Origin of the sequence: Pontivivens nitratireducens (assembly GCF_014235845.1) — a bacterium.
GTDB lineage: Bacteria > Pseudomonadota > Alphaproteobacteria > Rhodobacterales > Rhodobacteraceae > Pontivivens > Pontivivens nitratireducens.
The window spans coordinates 138623-163268 of sequence record NZ_JACJUQ010000008.1 but is presented as its reverse complement, the minus strand read 5'-3'; the positions used below and the strand labels follow the sequence as shown (position 1 = coordinate 163268).

Annotated in this window: 24 protein-coding genes; 12 read left to right on the top strand and 12 right to left on the bottom strand. The window is 64.3% G+C overall.

Annotated elements, in window-relative coordinates; translation table 11 throughout:
* Positions 1–62 precede the first annotated feature (62 nt).
* From pgsA to moaE, 3 genes are read left to right on the top strand one after another with little or no spacing between them, the layout of a single operon-like run.
* Positions 63–722 (top strand): CDP-diacylglycerol--glycerol-3-phosphate 3-phosphatidyltransferase, encoded by a 660-nt coding sequence (gene pgsA, locus H1S03_RS11145; RefSeq protein WP_185804505.1) that lies wholly within the window; start codon positions 63–65, stop codon positions 720–722.
* Positions 719–964: a molybdopterin converting factor subunit 1 gene (gene moaD, locus H1S03_RS11140; protein ID WP_185804504.1), complete on the top strand. Its 246-nt coding sequence runs from the start codon at positions 719–721 to the stop codon at positions 962–964. Before pgsA ends, moaD begins: the two co-directional genes overlap by 4 nt.
* On the top strand, positions 964–1419 hold the full coding sequence (gene moaE, locus H1S03_RS11135; RefSeq protein WP_185804503.1) for a molybdopterin synthase catalytic subunit MoaE: 456 nt from the start codon (positions 964–966) through the stop codon (positions 1417–1419). The genes moaD and moaE overlap by 1 nt, the downstream gene beginning before the upstream one ends.
* Here the strand turns inward: moaE and H1S03_RS11130 are convergent.
* The 3 genes from H1S03_RS11130 to ubiA form a co-directional block, all read right to left on the bottom strand.
* Complete coding sequence (locus H1S03_RS11130) at positions 1410–1775, bottom strand: hypothetical protein (protein ID WP_166193656.1); 366 nt, start codon at positions 1773–1775, stop codon at positions 1410–1412. The genes moaE and H1S03_RS11130 overlap by 10 nt on opposite strands.
* Entirely contained in the window at positions 1772–3652 is a 1881-nt protein-coding gene (locus tag H1S03_RS11125; RefSeq protein ID WP_185804502.1) for an OmpA family protein, read from the bottom strand. Before H1S03_RS11125 ends, H1S03_RS11130 begins: the two co-directional genes overlap by 4 nt.
* Positions 3653–3722: 70 nt before the next feature.
* Positions 3723–4703 carry a 4-hydroxybenzoate octaprenyltransferase gene (gene ubiA, locus H1S03_RS11120; protein ID WP_185804501.1) on the bottom strand — a complete coding sequence of 327 codons (981 nt, stop codon included), beginning with the start codon at positions 4701–4703 and terminating at the stop codon, positions 3723–3725.
* 109 nt (positions 4704–4812) lie between these two features.
* Here ubiA and H1S03_RS11115 point away from each other — a divergent pair, with 109 nt between their 5' ends.
* Entirely contained in the window at positions 4813–5544 is a 732-nt protein-coding gene (locus tag H1S03_RS11115) for a 16S rRNA (uracil(1498)-N(3))-methyltransferase (protein ID WP_185804500.1), read from the top strand.
* On the opposite strand, the gene H1S03_RS11110 is transcribed toward H1S03_RS11115, so the two are convergent.
* Positions 5545–6015 carry a DUF302 domain-containing protein gene (locus H1S03_RS11110; RefSeq protein ID WP_185804499.1) on the bottom strand — a complete coding sequence of 157 codons (471 nt, stop codon included), beginning with the start codon at positions 6013–6015 and terminating at the stop codon, positions 5545–5547. It lies immediately after the preceding gene.
* 165 nt (positions 6016–6180) lie between these two features.
* On the opposite strand from H1S03_RS11110, the gene H1S03_RS11105 reads away from it, so the two are divergent.
* From H1S03_RS11105 to H1S03_RS11095, 3 genes are all read left to right on the top strand, one after another.
* Complete coding sequence (locus tag H1S03_RS11105; protein ID WP_185804498.1) at positions 6181–6705, top strand: hypothetical protein; 525 nt, start codon at positions 6181–6183, stop codon at positions 6703–6705.
* Positions 6706–6973: 268 nt separating this feature from the next.
* Positions 6974–8344, top strand: coding sequence for a glutamate--cysteine ligase (locus tag H1S03_RS11100; RefSeq protein ID WP_185804497.1), 1371 nt, complete (start codon positions 6974–6976; stop codon positions 8342–8344).
* Between the two features lie 60 nt (positions 8345–8404).
* Positions 8405–9241: a fumarylacetoacetate hydrolase family protein gene (locus tag H1S03_RS11095; RefSeq protein WP_185804496.1), complete on the top strand. Its 837-nt coding sequence runs from the start codon at positions 8405–8407 to the stop codon at positions 9239–9241.
* Here the strand turns inward: H1S03_RS11095 and H1S03_RS11090 are convergent.
* The 6 genes from H1S03_RS11090 to fsa all read right to left on the bottom strand — a co-directional run bounded on the left by H1S03_RS11090 (position 9238) and on the right by fsa (position 14111).
* Positions 9238–9921 carry a CDP-alcohol phosphatidyltransferase family protein gene (locus tag H1S03_RS11090; protein ID WP_185804495.1) on the bottom strand — a complete coding sequence of 228 codons (684 nt, stop codon included), beginning with the start codon at positions 9919–9921 and terminating at the stop codon, positions 9238–9240. The genes H1S03_RS11095 and H1S03_RS11090 overlap by 4 nt on opposite strands.
* Positions 9922–9986: 65 nt before the next feature.
* Positions 9987–10796 carry an amino acid ABC transporter permease gene (locus H1S03_RS11085; RefSeq protein WP_185804494.1) on the bottom strand — a complete coding sequence of 270 codons (810 nt, stop codon included), beginning with the start codon at positions 10794–10796 and terminating at the stop codon, positions 9987–9989.
* 63 nt (positions 10797–10859) lie between these two features.
* Positions 10860–11651: a transporter substrate-binding domain-containing protein gene (locus H1S03_RS11080; RefSeq protein WP_185804493.1), complete on the bottom strand. Its 792-nt coding sequence runs from the start codon at positions 11649–11651 to the stop codon at positions 10860–10862.
* Positions 11652–11840: 189 nt separating this feature from the next.
* Positions 11841–12779 carry a tyrosine recombinase XerC gene (locus tag H1S03_RS11075; RefSeq protein ID WP_347339228.1) on the bottom strand — a complete coding sequence of 313 codons (939 nt, stop codon included), beginning with the start codon at positions 12777–12779 and terminating at the stop codon, positions 11841–11843.
* The gene (locus H1S03_RS11070; protein ID WP_185804492.1) at positions 12776–13456 is read right to left on the bottom strand and encodes a DUF484 family protein; all 681 of its coding nucleotides are present in this window, start codon (positions 13454–13456) and stop codon (positions 12776–12778) included. The genes H1S03_RS11075 and H1S03_RS11070 overlap by 4 nt, the downstream gene beginning before the upstream one ends.
* A gap of 1 nt (position 13457) precedes the next feature.
* Positions 13458–14111: a fructose-6-phosphate aldolase gene (gene fsa / locus H1S03_RS11065; RefSeq protein ID WP_185804491.1), complete on the bottom strand. Its 654-nt coding sequence runs from the start codon at positions 14109–14111 to the stop codon at positions 13458–13460.
* A gap of 138 nt (positions 14112–14249) precedes the next feature.
* Between fsa and H1S03_RS11060 the strand changes: the two genes are divergently transcribed.
* Positions 14250–16448 (top strand): primosomal protein N', encoded by a 2199-nt coding sequence (locus H1S03_RS11060; protein WP_185804490.1) that lies wholly within the window; start codon positions 14250–14252, stop codon positions 16446–16448.
* A 9-nt stretch (positions 16449–16457) separates the two neighbouring features.
* On the opposite strand, the gene H1S03_RS11055 is transcribed toward H1S03_RS11060, so the two are convergent.
* Both H1S03_RS11055 and hemE read right to left on the bottom strand, forming a co-directional pair.
* Positions 16458–17957: a YifB family Mg chelatase-like AAA ATPase gene (locus H1S03_RS11055; RefSeq protein WP_185804489.1), complete on the bottom strand. Its 1500-nt coding sequence runs from the start codon at positions 17955–17957 to the stop codon at positions 16458–16460.
* Positions 17958–18031: 74 nt separating this feature from the next.
* Positions 18032–19060, bottom strand: coding sequence for a uroporphyrinogen decarboxylase (gene hemE / locus H1S03_RS11050; RefSeq protein ID WP_185804488.1), 1029 nt, complete (start codon positions 19058–19060; stop codon positions 18032–18034).
* Between the two features lie 312 nt (positions 19061–19372).
* Here hemE and hemA point away from each other — a divergent pair, with 312 nt between their 5' ends.
* From hemA to H1S03_RS11030, 4 genes are all read left to right on the top strand, one after another.
* Positions 19373–20590 carry a 5-aminolevulinate synthase gene (hemA, locus tag H1S03_RS11045; RefSeq protein WP_185804487.1) on the top strand — a complete coding sequence of 406 codons (1218 nt, stop codon included), beginning with the start codon at positions 19373–19375 and terminating at the stop codon, positions 20588–20590.
* A 141-nt stretch (positions 20591–20731) separates the two neighbouring features.
* Positions 20732–21130, top strand: coding sequence for a c-type cytochrome (locus tag H1S03_RS11040; protein WP_185804486.1), 399 nt, complete (start codon positions 20732–20734; stop codon positions 21128–21130).
* Positions 21131–21184: 54 nt separating this feature from the next.
* Positions 21185–22615: a sensor histidine kinase RegB gene (gene regB / locus H1S03_RS11035; protein WP_185804485.1), complete on the top strand. Its 1431-nt coding sequence runs from the start codon at positions 21185–21187 to the stop codon at positions 22613–22615.
* A gap of 56 nt (positions 22616–22671) precedes the next feature.
* Positions 22672–24618 carry a PAS-domain containing protein gene (locus H1S03_RS11030; RefSeq protein WP_185804484.1) on the top strand — a complete coding sequence of 649 codons (1947 nt, stop codon included), beginning with the start codon at positions 22672–22674 and terminating at the stop codon, positions 24616–24618.
* Positions 24619–24646 lie beyond the last annotated feature (28 nt).

Here is a 24646-nt window from a genome sequence, read left to right as displayed (position 1 = left end):
ATTCGCAGATATTTTGGCACCTTGCCCTATCCGGGCCACGTTTCAGGCGCTAGATCACGGATATGCGCTGGACCATACCAAATATCCTGACCGTCGCCCGGGTGCTTGCCGCCCCGATGATTGCCGTTCTGTTTCTGATACTGCCCCGACCCCTGGCGGATTGGGCGGCGTTGATCCTGTTCGTCACGGCTTCCCTGACCGATTACGTCGATGGCTGGATCGCGAGGCGCTATAATCTGGGGACCTCGTTCGGCAAGATGCTGGACCCGATCGCGGACAAGGCGATGGTGATCATCGCATTGGCGGTCCTGTTCGCCTTGCTGGGGTTCAACTGGTTCTACGTCCTGCCAACGGCATTCATCCTGCTGCGTGAGGTTCTGGTTTCGGGGCTGCGGGAATTCCTCGGGAACGTGAAGCTGGACGTTACCAAGGTCGCGAAGTGGAAAACGACGACGCAGATGTTCGCCATCGCGACCCTGCTGGGCGCCGGTGCCATCGGTGCGGAATATCAGCGTCTGGTCTTTGCCACCGAACCGCAGGTGCGCGATGCGATCCTGCGGGGGGAAATCGCCGATGACCGGGGCCTGATTCTGCTGCATCTGGCCAATGATTTCGTTTTGCTGATCGGTCTGGCGCTGCTGTGGATTGCCGCTGTTCTGACCGTCATGTCCGGCTGGGATTATTTCCGCAAGGCGATGCCTTATCTGGAGGACAAGACATGAAGGTTTTGTATTTCGCATGGCTGCGCGAACGTATCGGAACCGGGTCCGAGGAGGTTGAGACGAATGCCTCCACCGTGGCGAAACTAGTGGCCGAGCTTACCTCGCGTGAGGATCGCTACGCCGCGGCCTTTGCCGATATGTCCGCCGTGCGCGTCGCTGTGGATCAGACCATGACGGATATCGACGCCTCGCTGACCGGCGCGGCCGAGGTCGCGTTCTTTCCCCCGATGACAGGTGGCTGATGAGTGTTTCGGTTCAGATCGAGGATTTCGACATCAGTCAGGAAATCGGTACGCTGAAGGCCGTCCGCACCGATATCGGCGCTGTCGTGACCTTTACCGGCCTGGTCCGCGATATGGGCGGCGGTCAACCGGTCAGCGCGATGGAGCTGGAACATTGGCCCGGCATGACCGAACAGGCCCTTGAAGAGATCGAGACGCAGGCCCGGCAGCGGTGGTCCCTGAAGGCCACCCGCATCGTGCACCGCTACGGCGCGCTGAAGCCCGGCGACCAGATTGTGCTGGTCATCGCGGCCTCACCCCACCGGGGGGCGGCGTTCGAGGCGGCGGAGTTCATGATGGACTTTCTCAAGACCCGCGCCCCCTTCTGGAAGAAGGAAACCACGCCGCAGGGTGCGCGCTGGGTCGATGCACGCGATGCGGACGACACCGCGCAGGCCCGCTGGGATCAACCCTGAGGGCTGTCCTGATTGTCGCTTTTGGCATCCGCGCGGGCCTTCTCGGCCTCATAGGCGGCCTGCCAATCCGATATTTGCTGCCGCGCGGTTCGCAAACCGTCCATCGCCGCGTCGAGTTCGGCCTGCTTTTCACGCAGTTGCCCCCGCAAGGACTGATCCGTCGCGGCCAGCTGCGCCGCAATGGTGGCCTGACCCTCCTCCGCCTGCGCAAGACGGGCGGTCATGTCGTCCACGGTTTCGACCTTCGCGGTTCCGGCGCGCGCCATGCCGCCGTAGATCCAGCGCAATATCCACCCTAGGACAACCGCGCCCAGCAGGGCGACGGTCATGGCGATCACGAGCTCGGAACGGGTCATTCGTCCTCTTCCTCCTGGGTGGGCGCGTCGGCAGCGGGATCAACGTCCGGTTCGGACGAGCTCAGCTCGAATTCGATCCGACGGTTGGCCTCGCGCCCCTCTGCCGTGTCGTTGTCGGCAATGGGCGACGCCTCGCCATAGCCTGTAGCGCTCATCCGGTCCAGAAATACACCGCGCGACAACAAAGCGTCCAGAACCGCATCGGCGCGCAACTGAGAGATGCGGCGGTTCATGTCCTCACCACCGCTGCTGTCGGTGTAACCTTCGATGGAGACCTGAACGGTTGGGCAGGTGGCCAGGATGCGCGCAATCTCATCCAGCGGTCCGGCGGAGGATGCATCGAGCGAGGCGGAGGACGGCGCGAACAGGATGCGGTCCTCCTGCTGGGCGGCGGTGATTTCGGCGCTGCATTCGGCGGGGGATTTCATAACGTCGGGCAGGGCCTCCACCTCGGTGACCTCAACCGGTTCGTATTCCTCGATGTCGATTTCCAGGTCCCTCGTGCCGGTCAGGCGCGAGGTCAGCGCCCCCTCGATCCGGGTGGCCAACCCCGGTCCCTCACCCGTACCCGTGATGCGGATCGTCGCCTCACCGATCCGAATGGTGCCCGTGTCCAGCGTGTTCATGACGTCGAGTAGCGCAAGTGCATCCGCCAGCGACGGGGCGGCACCCGGATCGCTGGCGATCAGGTCGAGCGTCAGGCTGCGACCGGGAAAGGCGGTTTCGGCGTAGCTTTGCATCGTTTCCACCCCGGCCTCCCCGGTGACGGCGCCTACGGCGCTGATGCGCCCCGGTGCAATGGTCATGGTCAATCCGCGTGGGGCGGCAGCCACCAGCGGAGACGGTTCTTCCTCCGCCTGAACGCGGTTCATCAGCAGGGAATAGCCCTCAGGCAAGCGCGCGTCCGCCCGCGCCACAAGGCCATCGACCCGGTCGTCGATGGCGCTCGATTCCAGTGAAAGCTGCACCACCCGGTCGCGGATGGAGAGTGCGGCATCAGGCAGGTCCGTCAGAAGTTCCGTAGCGATCTGAACCGTTTGCGGCCAGTTATCGTCCGGCGCGCCCAGTGCAACCTCGCATTCCAGATCGTTCAGACCGGTCGCGGCGGCAATCTGGCGGGCAATGGTCCTGGCGGCGGATTGTGTGGAGGCCGCGCATGTGCTGAGCCGAAACGTGCCATCCGAAACGGACAGATCGAAGGGATACGGGCTCAAGGTCATGCGCGGCGCGCTGAGAGACAGATCAATCTGTTGACCCTGGGGCGTGGCTGCCTCGATTTCAGCGACAAGGCTCTGACGCAGCTCGGCATCGGCCAGGGCGGCCTCGATCGCTATCCCGCCGTCGGTGACCATCACCCGACCCGTCGCGATCTGCGGCGCGATGCTGCCCAGCAATGTCAGGGTCTGCTCCCAATCCGCCTGCGGCTCCGTCTCGACAGGGCGGGTCAGATCCACGACGCGGCGTGAGAACATGCCCAGCAATTCCGCTATCTGATCGTCGAGCATTTGCGGTGTGTTTCCCAGCAACGTAACGAGGTCGGGAGCCAGCAGGATGTCGAGGTTCAGCACCTCGGGCACAGCGACCTCGGCATCGGCCAGCGTGATGGTCGTCGCGATACGACTCTGCGGAACGACGGCCTCCGCCACATCCAGCGCGCGAAACTTCGCCGCCTCGCTGGGGGAGGTGCCGCTGAGGGTGACGGTCATGCCGTCAGCCTGGACCGTCACCCAATCCTGACCGGCGGCAGACAGGGCATTGCGCACCGCCCCTCCGGTCTGCGCCTCTATCTCATCCGCACCGATCTGGGCGAGATAAAATGCGCCCGCACCCGACGCCCCCAGGGACAATGCCGCGAAGAGGATTGCGAACAGCTTCATGCGAACTCCACTCGTTGCCTGACATGCGACGAGGTAGCCCTGACACCTTTCGCCCGCAAGGGGAAGGTGATCATAGCACCCGTGCCAGCGCCCCGGCCAGCGCCAGTGCCACGGCCAGGATCAGTCCGGCATCGCGGTTGGACCGGAACAGCCTCAGACAGGTTTGCACATCGTCGATATCCAGATGCCGCAATTGCCACCAAAGATGCATTCCGAAGCCCCAAACGCCGCCGAGCGCCAGGACCAGCGTCAGCACAGATCCGTCGATCAGCGCCGCGATCACCGCATACAGGCCCAGCAGAACCGCCAGCACCAGAAACAGCATCAGCCAGCGCGGTGTGCGGTCCGCAAACAGGCGGGCGGTGGATTTCACGCCGATCAGGGCGTCGTCTTCCTTGTCCTGATGCGCATAGATCGTGTCGTAGAACAGTGTCCACGCAATTCCGGCGAGATAGAGCGCAACCGCCGGCCATTCCAGCGTGCCACGCACCGCAACCCAGAACAGCAATGCGCCCCAGTTGAACGCAAGGCCGAGGAAAACCTGCGGCCACCATGTAAACCGCTTGGCGAACGGATAGATCGCGACCGGGATCAATGCGGTGATGCCCATGGCAATGGCAGGCAGCGGAAAGGTCAGCAGGATCGCGAAGGCCAGCGCCATCTGGACACCCATCCAGATAAAGGCCTGACGCGCCGTCACCTGACCCGAGGGCAGCGGGCGGGATCGGGTCCGTGCCACCGCCGCGTCAAAGTCGCGATCGCTGAGGTCGTTCCACGTGCATCCCGCGCCGCGCATCAGGAACGATCCCAGCGCCGCCGCGATGGCGTACCACAATGTCAGCGGCGTCCATCCCCCGCTGGCAGCAACCGCCAGAGCCAGCCCCCACCAGCATGGCAACAGCAGCAGCCAGGTTCCGGCGGGCCTGTCCGCGCGGCTCAGCCGCAGGTAGGGCCGGGTGGCGGGCGGTGCGATGCGGTCCACCCAGTTGCGGTCCACCGCATCGGCGACGCGGCCATCGGGCGTGCGATCTTGTGCTGAGTCGTTGTTCATGGTGCCGTTATTGCAGATCACGGGCCCAAGTTCAGCACCACATGTACCTGACGACGGGTGACGGACGCCTCGGACGCGGATATTGCAGGAGCAAAGTGAGGAGAAACGCATGAACCGGGCCAAGATCAGAGTGTTCGTCGAGGATGACTTGGGCGCGGGGGAACCCCTGAACCTGGCCGGACACGCGCATTATCTGACGAATGTCATGCGGCTTCAGGTGGACGCTGAAATCGCGGTCTTCAACGGGCGCGACGGGGAATGGACCGCGCGACTGGTCGAGGCAGGCAAGCGTCGGGTGACGGCGCAGTGCCTGACGCGAACGCTGGAACAAAGCACTCCGCCCGACCTGTGGCTGCTGTTCGCGCCCATCAAGAAGGCGCGAACGGATTTCATCGTCGAAAAGGCAACCGAGATGGGGGCCCGACGGATTCAGCCCGTGTTTACGCGCTTCACGAATTCCGAGCGGGTGCGCCCTGAAAAACTGCACGCGCATTGTATCGAGGCGGCGGAGCAGTGCGGTGGCGTTTTCGTGCCGGAGCTTTCCGACCCGGCGCCGCTGGACAAGGTTCTGGATCACTGGCCGCAGGATCGCAAACTGATGTTCTGCGATGAGACATCCGCCCGCATGGACACGCTCGATGCGCTGAGGTCGGCGGGCGGGGGCAAGTGGGCGATACTGATAGGTCCCGAGGGCGGCTTCGCGGCGGATGAGGCGGCCCGTCTGCGCGATATGGCACAGACGGTTCCGGTCAATCTGGGCCCGCGCATCCTGCGCGCGGACACCGCCGCGGTCGCGGCGATGGCCCTGTGGCAGGTGGCGCTGGGCGACTGGCGCGTCTGATCAGTTCACAGCGTCGTCCGCAATGGTGGCGAAGTCGGCATCCAGCTCCGCCGCGATTTCGGCCAGATCGTCACCGCCTTCGTTCATGTAGGGGGTGAAGACGAGGGTGGGGGTCTTGTAGCTCAAGGTCGCGGTCCCATCCTCGTTCTGCGTGACATACATGCGGATCGGCGCCTCGATCATCGCAGCAGTGCTGAGCGCGAGCGTGCGCACGGCCACGTCGTTGTTAAAGACGCCGATCACCCGGTTGCCCGGAATGGTGACCCCGCGCTGGGCCGCCGCAGCGGTCGGACCGGCCTCGGTGACGACGCCGTAGCCGTTCGCGGTGACGGCATCCTTCACATCGTCGATCAGGGTTTCGTATGTCTTCTCAGTCGGGGTCACGACCCAGCCCTCACGTTCGGTCAGCTGTTCGGCAAGGGCGAGCGCGGGCATTATGGCGAAGGCAGCGATCAGGGGGGTAAAGCGCATTGGACTCTCCATTTCAAATTCGACTTCAACATGGAAATAGTGCGCATGCCGCAAATTGCCCGATCACCAATCCGTGCGCTAATCTCTGCGCCAATCCATGCGCTGGGGGCTGGCAAGGGATTGCCAGCACGCATATCATGCGGATGATACTCGAAAGGACAGTGCATGATACGCCCCGAGCTGATCCGATGGACCCGCCGCAACGGTGAGGCGCTGGCGATGATCGCGCTTCTGATCTGTTCCGTCTGGGTCGCGACCCGTGGCGGGCCTGTCCTGCTGGTCATGGGCGCGGTCATGGGCCTGCTGGCATTGGCGCTGCTGCGATCCGCATTGCTGAGGTTGCGGTTCTCGCGCCGAAGAGGCGATCCCGGAATGGTGATGGTGGACGAATTGCGTGTGGGCTATTTCGGGCCGGACACGGGCGGGTTTTTCGAAATGGGGCAGGTCAGGTCGATAGATCTGATGACCTATCCCACGGGCGCGCATTGGACCCTGCATGGCGACGGCGAACCGCTGATGATCCCTACCGCGGCGAAGGGTGCGGAGCAGTTGTTCGACGTGTTCGCGTCCCTGCACGGGTTTCCGATGAAACGCGCGCTCGATCTGGTCGAGGGCAAGGGCAGCTCCACGACGCATCGCCTGTGGCAGAGGTCACCGGCCGATGATCGCAAGGTCCGCTCGATCGTCTAGTGCGGGCGCTCCATCTGCCAGCGCAGGTGGGCGCGCACGGCGGGCCATGGATGCCGGTCAGGGTGACGGGATCGGGCCAGTTGCACATCTGTGTGTCCTTCGCGCTTTTCCCGATACTATGCGATTGAAAGCGGGCGCGCATGTTGCATATTGCCTCGTGACGAACATAGCAGACTGAAACGGTGATTTTCCGGTCGGAGCGTTGCCAATCGCCGGCGTAGCCGCTACGCCAGAAAGTCCTGAGCGATTGCCGAAGGAGGCCCGCCCCATGTCCATCCCCCAAACCGGCGGAGGGCCGATCGAGCATCGCGATCAGCTTGCCGATTATCTGGAATCCGGCTGCAAGCCCAAGGACGATTGGCGCATCGGCACGGAGCATGAGAAATTCGGCTACTGCCTCGACACGCACAAGCCCCTGCCATATGAGGGCGACCGGTCCGTCCATGCCATGCTGTCGGGGCTGAGCACCCGCTATGACTGGGCGCCGGTGCGCGAACAGGGCAAGTTGATCGGTCTGACCAAGGGCGCGGCGAACATCTCGCTGGAGCCGGGCGGTGCGCTGGAGTTGAGCGGAGCCCCGCTGGAAACCATCCATCAGACCTGCGACGAGGTGAACACCCATCTGGCGCAGGTCAAGGCGATCGCGGGCGAGATCGGCGTCGGCTTCATCGGTCTGGGCGCGGCTCCGAACTGGCTGGAGGATGAGGTCAGCCTGATGCCCAAGGGCCGCTATGCGCTGATGGACCGCTACATGAACAAGGTCGGCACCACCGGCACCTGGATGATGCGCCGGACCTGTACAGTTCAGGTGAACCTCGATTTCGGTTCCGAAGACGACATGGTGCAGAAATTCCGCGTGGCCCTGGCCCTGCAACCCGTGGCGACCGCGCTGTTCGCGAACTCGCCCTTCTGGGAGGGTGAGGTCAATGGCTGGCAAAGCTGGCGCGCCCGTATCTGGCGCGATCTGGACAAGGCCCGCACCGGGATGCTGCCTTTCGTGTTCGAGGACGGAATGGGCTTCGATCGCTACGTGGACTACGCGCTCGACGTGCCGATGTACTTCGTCTACCGCGACGGGAAATACATAGACGCGCTTGGCATGAGCTTTCGCGATTTCCTCAAGGGCGAATTGCCCGCCCTGCCGGGTGAGGTTCCCACGATGAGCGATTGGGCCGATCACCTGACCACGACATTCCCCGAGGCGCGGATCAAGAAATATATGGAGATGCGGGGCGCGGATGCCGGGCCATGGCGGCGCCTGTGTGCGCTGCCGGCGTTCTGGGTCGGGCTGCTCTACGATCAAGGCGCGCTCGATGCTGCATGGGATCTGTGCAAGGACTGGACCGAGCAGGAGCGGGCTGCGCTGCATCATGACGCCGCGAAATACGGGCTGAAGGCGGAGATTCGCGGTGAAACGATGCAAGACCTCGCCCGGCGCTGCATTGATATCGCGAATGACGGTCTGGTCGCGCGTGCCCGCAGCGGGGCGGGCGGTCTGATCCCGGACGAGACGCATTTCCTGGATGCCCTGCGCGATATCGTCACGCGGGGACAGACGCCCTCGGATGAGTTGCTGGCGCAATATCATGGCCCGTGGAATGGCGATGTGGACAAGGTGTTCGACGAATACAGCTATTGATCGCGCATCTGAGAATACCGAACATTCCGCCACGTGGCGGTGCAGGCGAGGACAAAGGACATGAAGCTATTCAATTTCGGTGAGATCGGTGCGGAGCGCGCGGGTGTGGTTGATGGGGATGGCAAATTGCGGGATCTGTCCGCGCATCTGCCCCGCATTGATGTCGCCGCGATCACTGACGGGTTCGACGCCCTGACGGGTATCGACCTGACCGCTCTGCCACTGGTTCAGGAAAACGCGCGTATCGGGGCCTGCGTCCTGAACCCGCCGACCTTCTATTGCATCGGGTTGAACTACGCCGCCCACGCGGACGAGTCGGGAATGCCCTATCCCACGGAACCGCTGGTGTTTTCCAAGGCGGCCTCGGCGCTGGCCGGGCCGAACGACGATCTGGTTCTGGCACCCGATGCGCTGAAGGCTGATTGGGAGGTCGAACTGGGCGTCGTGATCGGGGCGCGGGGCTGGCAAGTGGACGCGGCGGACGCAATGGACATCGTCGCGGGATATTGCGTGGTGAACGATCTGTCCGAACGCGCATGGCAACTCGAAGGAACCGGCCAGTGGATCAAGGGCAAGTCCGCACCCGGTTTCGGCCCCATCGGCCCCTATCTGGTCACGAAGGACGAGGTGGGCGATCCGGGCACGCTCGATCTGTGGTTAAGCCTCAACGGCGACCGGCTCCAGAACTCCAACACCTCCGACCTGATCTTCGACATTCCGCAGATCATCGCGCATATGAGCCAGCGTATGCTGCTGCTGCCCGGTGACGTGATCGCGACGGGCACGCCCGCGGGTGTGGGGATGGGGCTGCAACCGCAGCGGTATCTGCGCGATGGCGATGTAATGGAACTGGGGGTCGAGGGGCTGGGAACCCAACGGCAGGTCGTACAGCTCTAACGTTCGGGCACGATCTGCTGCACGATCCCGGCCAACAGCAGATAGATGCTGGTCACCGCCAGCCCGACCTGCGCCCAGCCCGGCCCGGTGAACTGCGTCCACGCCACGATCGTGGCGAACGCACCCCATGCCAGCATGATTGACAGGGACAGCTTGTACCAACGTTCGGTGCGCACTGGGTGGATGAACTTGAGCGAGAAGAACTGTGCGATGGCGATCCCGATGATCATGAACATCGCCGCCCAGCCGCCGAAATCTATCGCGAACAGCACCAGAACCACCATGTTCCAGCAGCCCGGAAAGCCGGAGAAGCTGTTATCCTCGGTCTTCATCCGCGTATCGGCGAAATAGATCACGCCCGTGATGCAGATCAGCAGACCGGCGGCGAAGCTCCACCCTTCTCCGATCAGATTGGCGGAAATCAGGGCATAGGCGGGAATGAAGACATAGGTCAGATAGTCGATGATGAGGTCCAGCAGCACGCCGTCCCATTGCGGCGCATTGCGCTTGATATCGACCCGGCGCGCCAGCGGCCCGTCGATGCCATCGACGATCAGCGCCACGATCAGCCACAGGAACATCACCGACCAGTTGGCCTCGGCCGCCGCGATCATCGCCATCAGGGCGAGACCTGCGCCGGTTGCTGTGAAGAGATGGACGGAAAAAGCCCGAACGAACATATGTTTGTGCTCCTCGATTGTCGTGCAGGCTAACAGGGGCGGGTGGCGCCTGAAACCGCTTAATCTCACTTCTTGCCAGATAGCTTGGCCGGTGTCTGTCGCAAGCGACGCTCCAACGCGCGCAGGGCGAGGCTGAGGCCGATTGTCATCATCAGATAGATCACGGCGACGATATTGTAGGTTTCCATGTATCTGAATGACCCCGAGGCGTAAATCTTGCCCAATTGCGTGACATCCGCGACCCCCAAAACGGAAACGAGTGAGCTGTCCTTGATCAGGGCAATGAAATCATTTCCCAGCGGCGGCAGAATCGTGCGCAGGGCCTGGGGAAACACGATCAGGCGAAACCGTTGCCAGCCGCTGAACCCCAGCGCCTTGGCCGCCTCGGACTGACCCGGATCGACCGATTGAATACCCGCGCGGAACACCTCCGCGATGAAGGCGGAATAGCCGATGGTCAGCGCCAGGATCGCGCGCCACATCAAGGACAGGTCGCGGGTGCGCATCGGATCGAGGCCCAGCGGCTCGATCACAGTGTTTACCGCGATCACCAGCGCGGGCGCGCCGACGAACGCGATGTAGAACAGCAGCACCAATATCGGGATGCCGCGCACGATTTCGATGTAGAATCGTGCGATCTGCCGCAGGACCAGGAATCGCGACAGGCTCATGGTTGCCAGTACCAGACCGATAGCGGCGGCCGCCAGAAACGCCACCACGGTGACAAAGGCCGTGATCCTCACCCCCTTGAGGACCGTCGCGAAGATCTGTGAATACAGATCGTCCGCCACGATCTGCCACGTGATGAGCATGGCGATTGCGATGGCTGCGACGAGCCACCACGGAAAGTCGCGATCCTGTGGGCTGGGGGGCATGTATGCTCGTACCGTTGAGGGTTTGACCGGGTCCGTGCCTCCGGCAACGGACCCGGGCCGGGCCTAGCCGCCCATCTTGTAGTCGAGGAACCATTTCGTGTTGAGCGTGTCCATCGTGCCATCGGCCTTCATCGCCGCAATCGCGGCGTTGACCGGTGCGACCAGATCGGACCCGCGCGGAAAGATGAACCCGAAATCCTCGGAGCCGAGCGGTTCGCCGATCAGCTTGAACACCTCCGGGTTCGCCGCGACATAGCCGTTGCCAGCCGTGCCGTCGGTCAGCACCATATCGACATCGCCTGCCCGCAGGGCCTGCACCCCCGCGCCGAAGGTCTCAAACAGTTTGATGCGTGAATTGCTCTCATCCCCGTCCAGCACGTCATAGACCGCGACGTAGAAGGGGGTCGTGCCCGGCTGGGCGCCGACCAGTCCATCCTCCAACGCGGCGAAGCTGGATGCATCGGTGAAGCGGTCTTCGTCCGCGCGCACCAGCATGAACATCTCGGATCGCATGTAGGGATCGGAGAAATCGACGACTTCCGCCCTGTCCTCGCGAATGGTGATGCCGGTCATGCCCATGTCGTACTGACCTTCGGACACAGCGGGGATCATCGCGTCCCAGGAAGTGTTCTCAATCTCGACGGTCGCGTTCAGGCGGGACGCGATCTCGGCCATCGCATCGTATTCCCATCCGATCGCCTCACCCGTGGCGGGATCGACGAATTGCAGGGGCGGATAGGCGTTTTCGGTCACGACCGTGATGGTCCGCCCGTCGAGATCGGGCAAATCCTGCGCGGCAGCGGCGCTCACCAGCAGGCTGGCGCCCAGGGCGAGGAATGTAAGCGATTTGAACATCGGGACTTCTCCTGTGGCGGGTGTCGTTCATGCCAGCTTCCGCACTCCACGCGCCGGGGCAAGGAAATCTTGTAGTTTTCTGCATAAGTCGCGCTTAACCAGGGGGCGCGCGGCAATTATATTCTCAGGACCGGTTGTGCGCACGATTCTGCAAGGGTTAGGCGCCCGATTTCGCAGTTAAGCGCCGGGTCAGCCACCGGGCTTTTTCTTCGCGGCATCGTAAATGTCCATCAAGCGGGTCTGATCCAGCGAGGTGTAGATCTGTGTGCTCGACAGGGACGCATGGCCGAGCAGGGTCTGGATCGCGCGAAGATCCCCGCCGGCCTCCAGCAAATGCGTGGCGAATGAATGGCGCAGCGCATGGGGCGTGGCGGAGGATGGCAGGCCCAGCTGGATGCGAAGGTCGGACATGCGTTTCTGGACGACCGAACTCGACAGCCGCCCGCCTCTCACCCCCAGAAACAGGGCGTCCTCCGCCGTGACGGGCAGGGGGCAAATCGCGCGGTAAGCCTCCACCGCGTCGCGCGCGACGGGCAGGACGGGAACCTGCCGTTCCTTGTTCCCCTTGCCGATGATGCGGATCGAGTCGCCCAAGGGGGCATCGGATTGCGACAGGCCCAGCGCCTCGGATATCCGCAATCCGCAGGCGTAGAGCAGTGTCAGCACGGCCGTATCGCGGGCGGCAATCCAGGGTTTGACATGAGCGGGCCGCGTGTCCGCGATCACCGCGCGGGCCGCCTCCGTGCTGAGGGGCCGGGGCAGGCCGGACTTGATCCGGGGCGCGCGGGTGGCCATGACCGCCGTCGCGTCGAGGTTTTCGACCTCCGCCAGCCAGCGGTGGAAGCTCTTTACGGCGGACAGGGCACGTGCGGCGGACCGTGCCGACAAACCCTCGGCGCGCAGATGGGCGATCCATGCGCGCATTTCGGGGGATGTTACCTCACCCAGCCCGTTCCGCCCGACAGGTGCGCCCCGATGCAGGTTGAGAAATCCCAGATAGCGCGCGACGTCGTGGCGGTAACTTTCGGCCGTGCGTGGCGACTGCCCGCGCACCGCGACGATCTGATCGATCCAGCGGGACAGAAGCGCCATCGCGCCATCGGTGCCGCAGGACCGTTGCCCGCTCACGCCAGCCAGCGGCGGACGGAGCGTTCGAAGCAGCCGGTGAAGAACTCCAGCAAATCGGTGCCCTGATCCGGTGCGAACCGGTCCAGATCGCCCGAGCCGAAGACCAGCATCGCGGCCCGGCGTCCCTCACCCAAATCCAGACGCATCAGCGCTTCGGAGCGGATGCGCAGGGTCTGTTCCTCGAACACGGCGGTGGCGGTCGGCCCGGTGGGGCGCAGCGTGATGCGGGCAGGATCGCGGTCGCGCATGGCGCCGACATAGCTGTCGACCCCGCCGATTGGCAGCGCGACAATGCCGCGTGCATTCGCGATCGCCCGCTCCTCCGGCGACAATTCCAATGCCAGCCGCACGGTATCCACGGTCAGAATGTCCGCCACCGGGCCGGTCATCGCGGCCAGGAACCCTGCGAAATCTGTCGGTGCCAGAATCTCCATCACGGCGCGGTGTATCTGCTGCGTGCCGGACAGGTTTTCATAGGCGGCCGCAATCACTGTTCGGTGCGTCTGCTCCAACTCACCCAAACGCCCCTCCAACCGATCGACCAGCACCCCGCGCAAGTCGGTGATGCGCCCGTCGCCATGGTCCTGTGCCGCGACGAGGGCGCGCATCACGTCCCCGTCATCCAGGACGAGCGCGGGATCTTCGAGGATCAGGTCACGGATCGCGGCGCGGTCCATATCAGAGGATCTTCTGCCCGGTTTTCGCCCAATCGGCCATGAAGCTGGCCAGACCCGCATCGGTCAGCGGGTGGGAGGCCAGCTTTTTCAGAACCTCGGGCGGTGCGGTGATCACGTCGGCACCGATGCGCGCGCAGTCGCTGACATGGTTCACGGTGCGGATGGACGCGGCCAGAATTTCCGTGCCGTAGCCGTAATTGTCATAGATCGTGCGGATATCCGCGATCAGGTCGATGCCGTCGATGTTGATATCGTCCAGACGCCCGATGAAGGGGGAGATGAAGCTCGCCCCCGCCTTTGCCGCCAGCAACGCCTGATTGGCGGAGAAACACAGCGTCACGTTGACCATGCGGCCCTCATCCGTCAGCGTTTTGCAGGTTTTCAGCCCGGCCCAGGTCAACGGCACCTTCACCGCGATATTGTCAGCGATCTTGGCCAGCTTGCGACCCTCGGCGATCATGTCGTCAGCCTCGGTCGCGGTCACCTCGGCGGAGACGGGGCCGTCGATCAGATCGCAGATCTCCTTGGTGACTTCGAGGATGTCACGCCCCGATTTCATGATCAGCGAGGGGTTGGTGGTGACACCGTCCACGAAGCCCAGATCGTTGAGCTCGGAGATCGCTGCGACATCGGCGGTATCGACGAAGAATTTCATGGCGCATATTCCTGCAAGGGTCATTTCGCGCGGACCTTACATCAGCCGCAACGGAACGCAAACCCAAGCCGTGAGACATCGCGCAAGTGCCGTTCGTGAACCGTTTGCCTGATCGTCGCACCGTGATACTGGGCAGGCATGAGCGAGCCCATCGAATTTCTGGAGGCAGGTGCGCTGGCCTCCGTCCTGACGCCCGACATGCCGGGCCGTACACTGGATTACCGGGTGCCCGAGGGCGGCATCCGCGTGGGGGCGTTTGTCAGCGTTCCCCTCGGGCCGCGCCGGGTGAAGGGGGTAATCTGGGGGCCGGGTGCCGGCGATTACGATCCGGGCAAGATACGTGAGATCGGCACCGTGCTCGACGTGCCACCGATGAGCGGCACAATGCGCGAATTCATAATCCGCGTCGCCGATTATACGATGACACCGCTGACCGCGATCCTGCGTCTGGCGACCCGTGTGCCGGGCCTTGGCGATCCACCGGGCAAGCGGCGCATCGTCCGCCTGACCGATGAACGCCCGACCCGGATGACCGATGCGCGGGAGCGGGTGATTGCTTTTCTCGACGAACACGAGGGCATGGGCTTCGCCCCGTCTGAGCTGGCCGGACTGGTCGGCGTGACCTCCTCCGTCGTAAAGGGGCTTGAGGCGCAGGGCGTGCTGCAAAGCGAGGCCGCCCCCCGCGATGCGCCGTTCCCGATGTTGAACCCCGACCTGCCGTCCAAGGATCTGTCGGCCGATCAGCGCCATGCCAGCACGGTGCTGTGCGACGCCGTGCGCAGCCGGACCTATGGCACCACATTGCTGAAGGGCGTGACGGGGTCGGGCAAGACGGAGGTCTATCTGGAGGCTGCCGCCGAATGCCTGCGCGCCGGGCGTCAGGTTCTTGTCCTGCTGCCCGAAATCGCCCTGACGGGGGAATTCATGGCGCGGGTCGAGGCCCGGTTCGGTGCGGCCCCGGCCGAGTGGCATTCCGGCGTCACCCAGGCGGGCCGCAGGCGGGCGTGGACGGGCATCGCGGAGGGGCGCGCGCGGCTGGTCGTGGGGGCCCGGTCCGCATTGTTCCTGCCATTCACCGATCTGGGCCTGATCATCGTGGATGAGGAACATGACAGCTCCTACAAGCAGGAAGAGGGTGTCTTGTACAACGCGCGAGACATGGCGGTGTTGCGCGCGTCCCTCAGCGGGGCGCAGGTGGTGCTCGCCTCGGCCACGCCGTCGCTGGAAAGCTGGGTGAACGCGCGGGCAGGCAAGTACGCCCGGCTCGACCTGACGGAACGGTTCGGCGCGGCGGTGCTGCCCGAAATGCGGGCGGTGGATCTGCGCGTCGATCCGCTGGAACGCGACTCGTGGATATCCGATCCGCTGGCCGATGCCGTGCGCACGCGCGTGGCGGCAGGGGAGCAGAGCCTGCTGTTTCTCAACCGTCGCGGCTACGCCCCCCTGACCCTGTGCCGCGCCTGCGGGCATCAGATCGGCTGCGACGATTGCGATGCGCGGATGGTGGAACACAGGTTCCTGAACCGGCTGATGTGCCATCAGTGCGGTGCCACCAAGCCGATCCCTGTCGAATGCCCGGCCTGCGGCAGTGCCGATCACATGGCCGCGCTGGGTCCGGGGGTCGAGCGTCTGGCCGAGGAGGTCGAGCGTCGCTTCCCCGAGGCGCGCATGGCGGTTCTTTCCTCCGATATCACAATGAGCGCACGCGCCCTGAAGCAACGCATCGAGGAGATCGCGAATGGCGGCGCGGATATCGTCATCGGAACGCAAATGGTCGCCAAGGGGCACAACTTCCCGCTGTTGACCCTTGTCGGCGTGATTGACGCCGATCTGGGATTGCAGGGGGGTGAGCTGCGCGCCGCCGAGCGGACGTTTCAGTTGATCCGGCAGGTCGCGGGCCGGGCAGGGCGCGCGGACAAGGCCGGTCTGGCCATGGTGCAGAGCCATCAGCCCCAGCATCCGGTAATCCAGGCGATCCTGGGGGGGGATGAGGAAGCGTTCTGGCAGGCCGAGGCGGCGGAGCGTCAGGCCGCAGGTGCCCCGCCGTTCGGGCGAATGGCCGGGATCATCGTCAGCGGGCCGGAGGAGCGGGAGACCTTCGATCTGGCCCGCGCGCTCGCCGCCCGCGCGGGTGTCCTGACTCAGGCCGGGGCGCAACTGTTCGGCCCCGCCCCCGCGCCGGTCGCGCGAATCCGTGGTCGAACGCGGGTTCGGTTGCTGGTCAAGGCGCCCAAGGGGCTGCCTTTGCAATCCGTTCTGGCCCGGTGGGTGGAGGGCGTAGTGCCGCGGCCCAACTACCGGATCGCGATAGATATTGACCCGCAGAGCTTCTTCTAAGCCAGCGCCTCAGATCGCCAGCCTGTAGGCGACGGCCTCCGCCACGTGGTCCCGCCCGACGACCTCCACCCCGGACAAATCCGCGATGGTGCGCGCCACGCGCAGGATACGATGATAGCCACGCGCGGTCAGCCGGTGCTTGTCCGCGACGCGGGTCAGCAGCTCCTTGCCCGCCGCGTCGGGTGTGGCGATCCGGTCGAGCAGATCGCCCTCCGCATCGGCATTGGTGGTGGCGTCCAGCTTCGCGAAACGGGCGGCCTGAACCTGTCGTGCGGCGGCGATGCGGGCGGCGACGGTGGCGCTGCTTTCCCCCGGCGTGCTGTCCGACAGGTCACCAACCGCCACCGGGGACACGTCGATGCGGATGTCGAACCGATCCATCAGCGGGCCGGAGATACGGCCGAGATAATCCTGCCCGCAGACCGGCGCCTTGGAACACGCGCGGGACGGATCCGGCAGATAGCCGCAGCGGCACGGGTTGGCGGCGGCCACCAGCATGAACCGGCAGGGATATCTGGCATGGGCGTTTGCGCGGGCGACGACCACGTCGCCGGTCTCGATGGGCTGGCGCAGGGTTTCGAGGACCTGACGCGGAAATTCCGGGAACTCGTCCATGAACAGCACACCGTTATGGGCCAGACTGATCTCCCCCGGACCGGCACGCCTGCCGCCGCCCACGATGGCGGCCATGGATGCGGTGTGATGCGGGGTGCGGAACGGGCGGCGGCGCGAGATTCCACCCTCCTCGATCTGACCGGCGAGCGACAGGATCATCGAGGTGTCCAGCGCCTCCGCCGGGGTCAGGTCGGGCAGGATGCCGGGCAGACGCGCGGCGAGCATGGATTTACCCGATCCCGGTTCCCCGACCATGATCATGTGGTGCCGCCCGGCGGCGGCGATTTCCAGCGCGCGCTTCGCCCGCTCCTGCCCCTTCACATCGGCCATGTCCGCCACAACGCCGCGATCCGAAACCATGCCGGCCTGCGCCGCAGGCAGGATCGCGCGCCCGTTGAAATGGTTCACGATGGCAAGCAGCGAGGGCGTCGCCAGCACCTGAACCGCGCCAACCCACGCGGCCTCCGCCCCGCAGGCCTCGGGGCAGATCAGCCCGCATTCCGCCTCCGCCGCGGCCATGGCCGCAGGCAGCGCACCGATGACTGGCACGGTGGAGCCGTCGAGCGAAAGTTCACCCATCGCCAGAAACCCCTCCACCGCGTCCTGTGGAATCACGTCCATCGCGGCCAGCAGGCTCAGGGCGATGGGCAGGTCGAAATGGGGGCCTTCCTTCGGCAAATCGGCAGGGGACAGGTTCACGGTGATCCGCTTTGACGGCATCGCCAGCCCCATGGAGGTCATCGCGGCGCGCACACGCTCCTTCGCCTCGCTCACCGCCTTGTCCGGCAGGCCGACGAGGTGGAAGGCAGGCAGACCGGCGCTGAGCGCGCATTGCACCTCGACGCGGCGGGCCTCCACCCCGTGAAAGGCGACTGTGTAGGCGCGCGCGACCATGCTGATCCTCCCGTTCCGGGGCAGGATCGTTCCCTCATGGTTAAGGAGGGGTTAACGAAACCCCATGGGGCAGCTCAGCCGCGCACGGCCTCCAGCATACGGTGCACATTGTCCGGATCCGCATCCGGGGTGATGCCATGCCCCAGATTGAAGATATGCGGCCCGCCCGAGAATCCTTCGACCACGGCCTTGGCCGCCTTGGTCAATGCATCGCCGCCCTGAACCAGCAACAGCGGATCCAGATTGCCCTGCACACAGGTATGCGGCTGCAATTCACGCGCGGCCCAGGCGGGATCGACGGAGGTATCCAGCGCCACGCATTGCACGCCCGTCGCCTGCACATAGGGCAGGTAGTTGCCGCCCGCCATGCGGGGAAAGCCGATGATCGGCACGTCGGGATGTTTCGCGCGAATCGCGTCCACGATGCGCTTGGCCGGAGCTATGGCGTATTTCGCGAAGACCGGACCGGGCAGCGCGCCGGCCCAACTGTCGAAGAGCTTGACCACCTCGGCGCCCGCGTCGATCTGTTGCAGCAGATAGTGGATCGTCGCCTCGGTGATCCGGTCCAGCAGCGCCTCGAACGTGGCGGGATCGCCATACATCAACCTTCGCGCGGGGGCCTGATCCGGGGTGCCCTTGCCCGCGATCATGTAGGTCGCGACGGTCCACGGCGCCCCTGCGAAGCCGATCAGCGGCACGTCGGCGGGCAATTCGCGGCGCAGCAGCTTCACCGTTTCGTAAATCGGGGAAAGGACCTCGTCGATATCCTCCACCGGACCCAGCTTGGCCAGATCGGCGGCGCTGGTTATGGTGGACAGGCGCGGCCCCTCACCCTGAACAAAGGTCAGATCCGCCCCCAGCGCCTGCGGCACCAGCAGAATGTCCGCGAACAGGATCGCCGCGTCGAAGGAATAGCGGCGCAAGGGTTGCAACGTGACCTCGGCGGCAAGTTCGGGATTGTAGCACAGATCGAGAAAGCTGCCCGCCTGCGCCCGCGTCGCGCGGTATTCGGGCAGATAGCGCCCCGCCTGTCGCATCATCCAGACCGGTGGCACCGGCAGGGTTTCGCCCTTGAGCGCACGAAGCAGTGGTTTTTCGGTCATTTCGGCGCTCCATCGATGAAAATCAGCGTCAGATATGGAACAGCGCTGATAGAGGGTCCACCCCCAACTTGGCGGCACCGGCGCGACCAGACGCCCCATGCGGGACGTCGCGTCACGACGTTTGTCCAACTAGATCCAGATCAATACGTTTGGTCTCAAACTACTCTAAACCTTGACCGCGCAGTGCCGGGTGGCGCAGTGAAAAGGAACAGATGCGGCATCGGGGCGCTTTTCACGAAGCATAAATTCGCCTAGACCACTGAATGACAAAGGGTGTCGGGCTTGGCGGCGCCGCAAGGGACGAGACGGACCATGGATTACGACCAGCTATTTCGCACGCAACTCGACGCGCTCAAGTCAGACGGCAACTATCGTGTCTTCGCCGAGTTGGAGCGCCACCGAGGCGCCTATCCCAGGGCGAAGAACCACGGCGCCGGCGCGGACGAGGTCACGGTATGGTGCGGCAACGACTATCTGGGCATGGGCCAGCACCCCGAGGTGATCGCCGCCATGCACGCCGCAATCGACCAATGCGGCGCGGGTGCCGGGGGCACGCGCAACATCTCGGGAACAAATCACAGTCACGTCCTGCTGGAACGGGAACTGGCCGATCTGCATGGCAAGGACGGTGCGTTGCTGTTCACATCGGGCTATGTCTCGAACTGGGCGGCGCTGGGCACGCTCGGCGCGCGGCTTCCCGGCTGTACGATCCTGTCGGATGCGTTCAACCACGCCAGCATGATCGAGGGCATTCGCCACGCCCGCTGCGAGAAGCGGATCTGGGCGCATAACGATCCGCGGGATCTGGAGCGCAAGCTTGCCGATCTGGACCCCGATGCGCCCAAGGTCGTGGCATTCGAGAGCGTCTATTCCATGGACGGTGACATCGCCCCCATCGGCGAAATCCTCGACGTGGCTGAACAGTTCGGCGCGATGACCTATCTGGATGAGGTGCACGCCGTCGGCCTCTACGGCAAACGCGGCGGCGGCATAGCGGAGCGTGAGGGCCTGTCGGACCGCGTCACCCTGATCGAGGGCACGCTGGGCAAGGCGTTCGGCGTCGTCGGCGGATATATCACCGGCTCGGTCGAATTGGTGGACTTCATCCGCTCCTTCGCATCGGGATTCATCTTTACCACGGCGCTGCCCCCTGCGGTGGCGGCGGGGGCGGTCGCCTCGATCCAGACCCTCAAGGGGGAGGAGGGCGTCGCCCTGCGCACCCGCCAGCAACGTCAGGTCGCCCGCTTGCGCGCGGCACTGGATCGCGCGGGCATACCCCATCTGGACAATCCATCGCATATCGTGCCCGTCATGGTGAAGGATCCGGTGAAGTGCAAGATGCTGGCCGATATCCTGATGCAGGATCACGGCATCTACGTGCAGCCGATCAACTACCCGACGGTTCCCAAGGGGACGGAGCGCCTGCGCTTCACCCCCTCGCCGCTGCACAACGATGCCGATATCGATGCTCTTGTGACTGCGCTGCACGCATTGTGGAGCCAATGCGCCCTGGCGCGGGCCGCGGCATAGCACCACCCGTTTCCCTGTTATTCTGACACGTCGCATCCTCGGGGTTGCTGACGGCTTGGGCCGTCGCCGCTCGCGCAATGGTTATATGAAAGCCTTGTGAAACATATATATAGGTTCTCTGTACCGCTTGGAGGATACCCGATGAAGACGAACATGCTTTACGCAGTCATGGCAGCAACGATGCTGTCGGCACCGGTTTCGGCACAGGACGTATCGGCGTTCGATCAGTGCAAGTCCTGTCACGTCGTCACCGCGCCTGACGGCAGGAACATCGCGGGCCGTGGTCGCACGGGCCCCAACCTCTATGGTATCATTGGACAGCCGGCGGGGTACCAACCCGACTACAATTACAGTCCGGGAACGCTCGCCGCGCGGGATGCCGGGCTGGTCTGGACGCAGGCGAACCTGGCCGAGTTTATTTCGAACCCGACCGCGTTCCTGCAGGATTTCACCGGAGACGACTCCGTCCGTTCGCGCATGTCCTATCGCACGCAAACCGGCCAGGCGGAGGTGGCGGCGTTCCTCGCCTCTGTCCGGTAGACCCCGCGCGAGGTTGATTGACATGTCCCTTGCCCACCCGGACGGCCATCACAGATGAAAGACTGGCTGTTCCCCGACACACCCCAGACCGGCAATGACTGGCTGCGACTGCGCACGGTGCTCGGCCTGCGATGGGCCGCGATCGGCGGGCAGTTCATGGCCGTTCTGTTTGCGCAATTCGCGCTGGGCATCGACCTGCCGCTGGCGCTGTGCCTTGCGGTGGTGCTGCTGTCGGTCGCCGTCAATCTGGGCGGTGCGATCGTTCTGCCGGAAAACAAGCGGCTGTCGGCGGAATATATCGCCGGCATCCTGTTGTTCGACCTGTTCCAGCTTGCCCTGATGCTGCATCTGACAGGCGGCTTGACCAATCCGTTCGTGGTTCTGATCGTGGGACCCGTGGTGATTGCGGCTACGGCTCTGCCGGTGCGGCAAACCACGTTTCTGGGCGGGGTGGCGATCGCGCTCACCTCGCTTTTGATGTTCTGGTACAGACCGCTGACGGTCGCGGGCGTGCAGGCATTCGATCTGCCGGATATCTATATCTTCGGGATGTGGCTCGCGATGTCGATCTTCACGCTGTTCTTCGGAATCTACGCGGTCAAGGTGACAGGCGACAATGCGGCAATGTCCGAGGCATTGGTGGCGACGCAAATGGCCCTGTCGCGCGAACAGCGGCTTTCCTCCCTCGGGGGGGTCGTGGCGGCGGCGGCGCACGAACTGGGCACGCCTCTCGCCACGATCAAGCTGGCGGCAGGGGAACTGGCGGAGGATCTGGCCCTGTTGCCGGATGCGGATCCGCAACTGGTCGAGGATGCGCATCTGATCCGCGAACAGGCCGACCGGTGTCGGGTGATTCTGGCGGATATGGGCCGGGCCGGAAAGGACGACCTGCATCTGCATTACGTGCCGCTTGAAGCCTTGATCGAGGAGGCGGCAGAACCGCATGTGAACCGCGGCAAGCAGGTGATCGTTCGGCTGGACGGGCAGACCGATACATCGCGCGTCATCGGCCAACCCGGAACCGTTCGCACGCCAGAAGTGGTGCACGGCCTGCGCAACCTGATCCAGAACGCGGTGGATTTCGCGCATTCCACGGTCTGGATCGACGCGACATGGGATCTGGAGCGGTTGCGAATCGCGATTGGTGACGATGGGCCCGGTTATCCCGAAGACATCATCGGGCGGCTGGGCGATCCGTTTCTGGCCCGCCGAAGGCGTCGCAACCCCCTGCGCCCGGGATATGAGGGGATGGGCCTGGGTTTGTTCATCGCCAAGACCTTGCTGGAGCGATCCGGCGCTGTCCTGACCTTCACCAACGCTACGGAGCCGGGGCGCCGCCGGGCCGAGGTTGGAAGTGCGACCTTCGCGCGCGCGCCGGGCGCGCTGGTCGATGTGGTGTGGCCCCGCGACATGATCGCACCGCTGACAGACCCTTCACGCGCGGCGCTGGGACAGAACAGCCGCAACGATCCGGATCATCCTTAACGCTTCGTTAAGGCTCACCGCGCAAGCTGACGGCTCGTATCAATCGGAGCCGTTTCATGCCGTTCACGCCCGGTCTGGGTTTTCTTGCCGCTGCTATGACCGCATCTCTGGCTCTCGCCCTGATCGTGTGGCGCCTCGTGCGTAGCGATACGTCCGATGTCGCTGTGGCCGGGCGTGAGACGCTGTATCGGTTGACGCGGCGCGGGCTGATCGGGGGAGGCGCTGTCGTCACGGTGCAGGACTATGCGCGCGACATGCACCCCGAATCGCAGGCTGAGCTGCTGCGGGCAACTTCGCGCCTGCTTGCCGACGGGGTCGGTTTCGAACTGATCTGCGGCGGCGGTGGCGATGTGTATCTGGACATTTCGGGCTTCGTGCGCGGGGCGCAGGCCTATGTTTCCGTGATAGATGCCTCTGTGAACGAACGCCGCGCACTGGCTAGACAGGGTGCTGCGGTGGCTGCCGCCGACCTGGCCGCAAGACAATCGGACTTGCTGGAACATGCACCCTACCTGCAATGGCGCATGGACGGGCAGGGTGAAATCCTGTGGTCGAACGCGGACGCGATGCGACGCAGGGGAATGCCGGCCGAGGTGCCCGCGCTGCTCGCCGCGAAGGCGCAGCGGCTGAAGGTGAGCGATGTTCCGGTACAGCACAGGATATCGATTCAGACTGATACCATAACGCTGCCATTGTGGTTCGACGTCACGCTGGTCCCTTCGCAGGATGGGATCATCCTTGGATATGCCCTCGCCGCGGAGCGAATCATGCGGGCTGAGGCGGCGTTGGGACGATTTGTCGAAACGTTGACGGAAACCTTTGCGCATCTACCGATCGGACTTGCGATTTTCGACCGTGATCGCGAACTGGGGCTGTTCAACCCAGCGCTTGCCGATCTGCTGCGGCTCGATCCCGCTTGGCTGGCCGGGCGTCCGACATTGAGCGGGTTTCTCAACCGCCTGCGCGAAAGACGTACCCTGCCTGACCAAAAGGATTTTCGGCAGTGGAGCGAGCGGCTGATCTCGTTGGGGCGCGATGGGGGCACCCAGGAATTTGCGGAGTTGTGGGTGCAACCATCCGGCCGAACGCTGCGCGTGGTCGGCCGCCCGCATCCGCAGGGCGCGGTCGCCTTCATGTTGGAGGATATCACTCCCGCCGTGACGTTGGAGCAGCAGTTCCGTGAGGGGATGACCTTGCGTGCCGCCGCCTTGGAATCGCGTCCGGGGGAGCATCTGATCTTCGACATCAGCGGCGCGGCGGGATTTGTCAGCACGGGTTTTTCCAAGCTGACGGGCGTGCGCTCCGAACGTGAGGACCTGTCCACGGCGGGCGCGGTTCACGAGGTTCTGCGCCAATGTCGGCAGGCTTTCGGCCCCGCCCCGATCTGGGATCGGGTGCTCAGCTACGTGGTCGGTCGTCTCAACCAGACGGAGCGGACGCCGATCACGGTTCCTCTGACCCGCAACGGGAACGTGCTGAGCGTGCTCGAACTCAACCCGCTCCCCGGTGGCGGAACCCTGCTGTCCTTCCTGCCCGCCGAAAGCATACGCGCGGCTGCGGTGAAGACATTGCGGGAGGCCGTCGATCTGACGTTGGAGCAGGGCCGCAGCGTGACCGAACCTGCCGATATCTCCATCGCGCTGGTGGATCGCGGCGCGGGCGATCTGCCGTGCACGCAACAGGACCTGATCCGCCGGGCCGGCTACAACATGCTGCTTGCCGCCGTGGATATCGTGCCACCGGGACAGGGCGCTACATTCACGCTTAGTCGCCAGAACGAGGACGTATTGCTGACTTTGAGCGGCGAGGGCGCGAATGATGAGTCGATGATCGACGGCACGCTGCCGATTTCCCTGCTGCGGCGCTATCTTTCGGATGTGCGGGGCGAGGTGACGGTCGAAAACGGTGCCCGTTTCACCATAACCGTGCGTATCCCCTGCGATGCACTGAACGTGCAGGATGCGGATCAGCCTGTTCGGACGAGGGGTGCGGGCGCAAGTTAGGCTGTTCCTGTCCGGCCGCTCCTCTGCT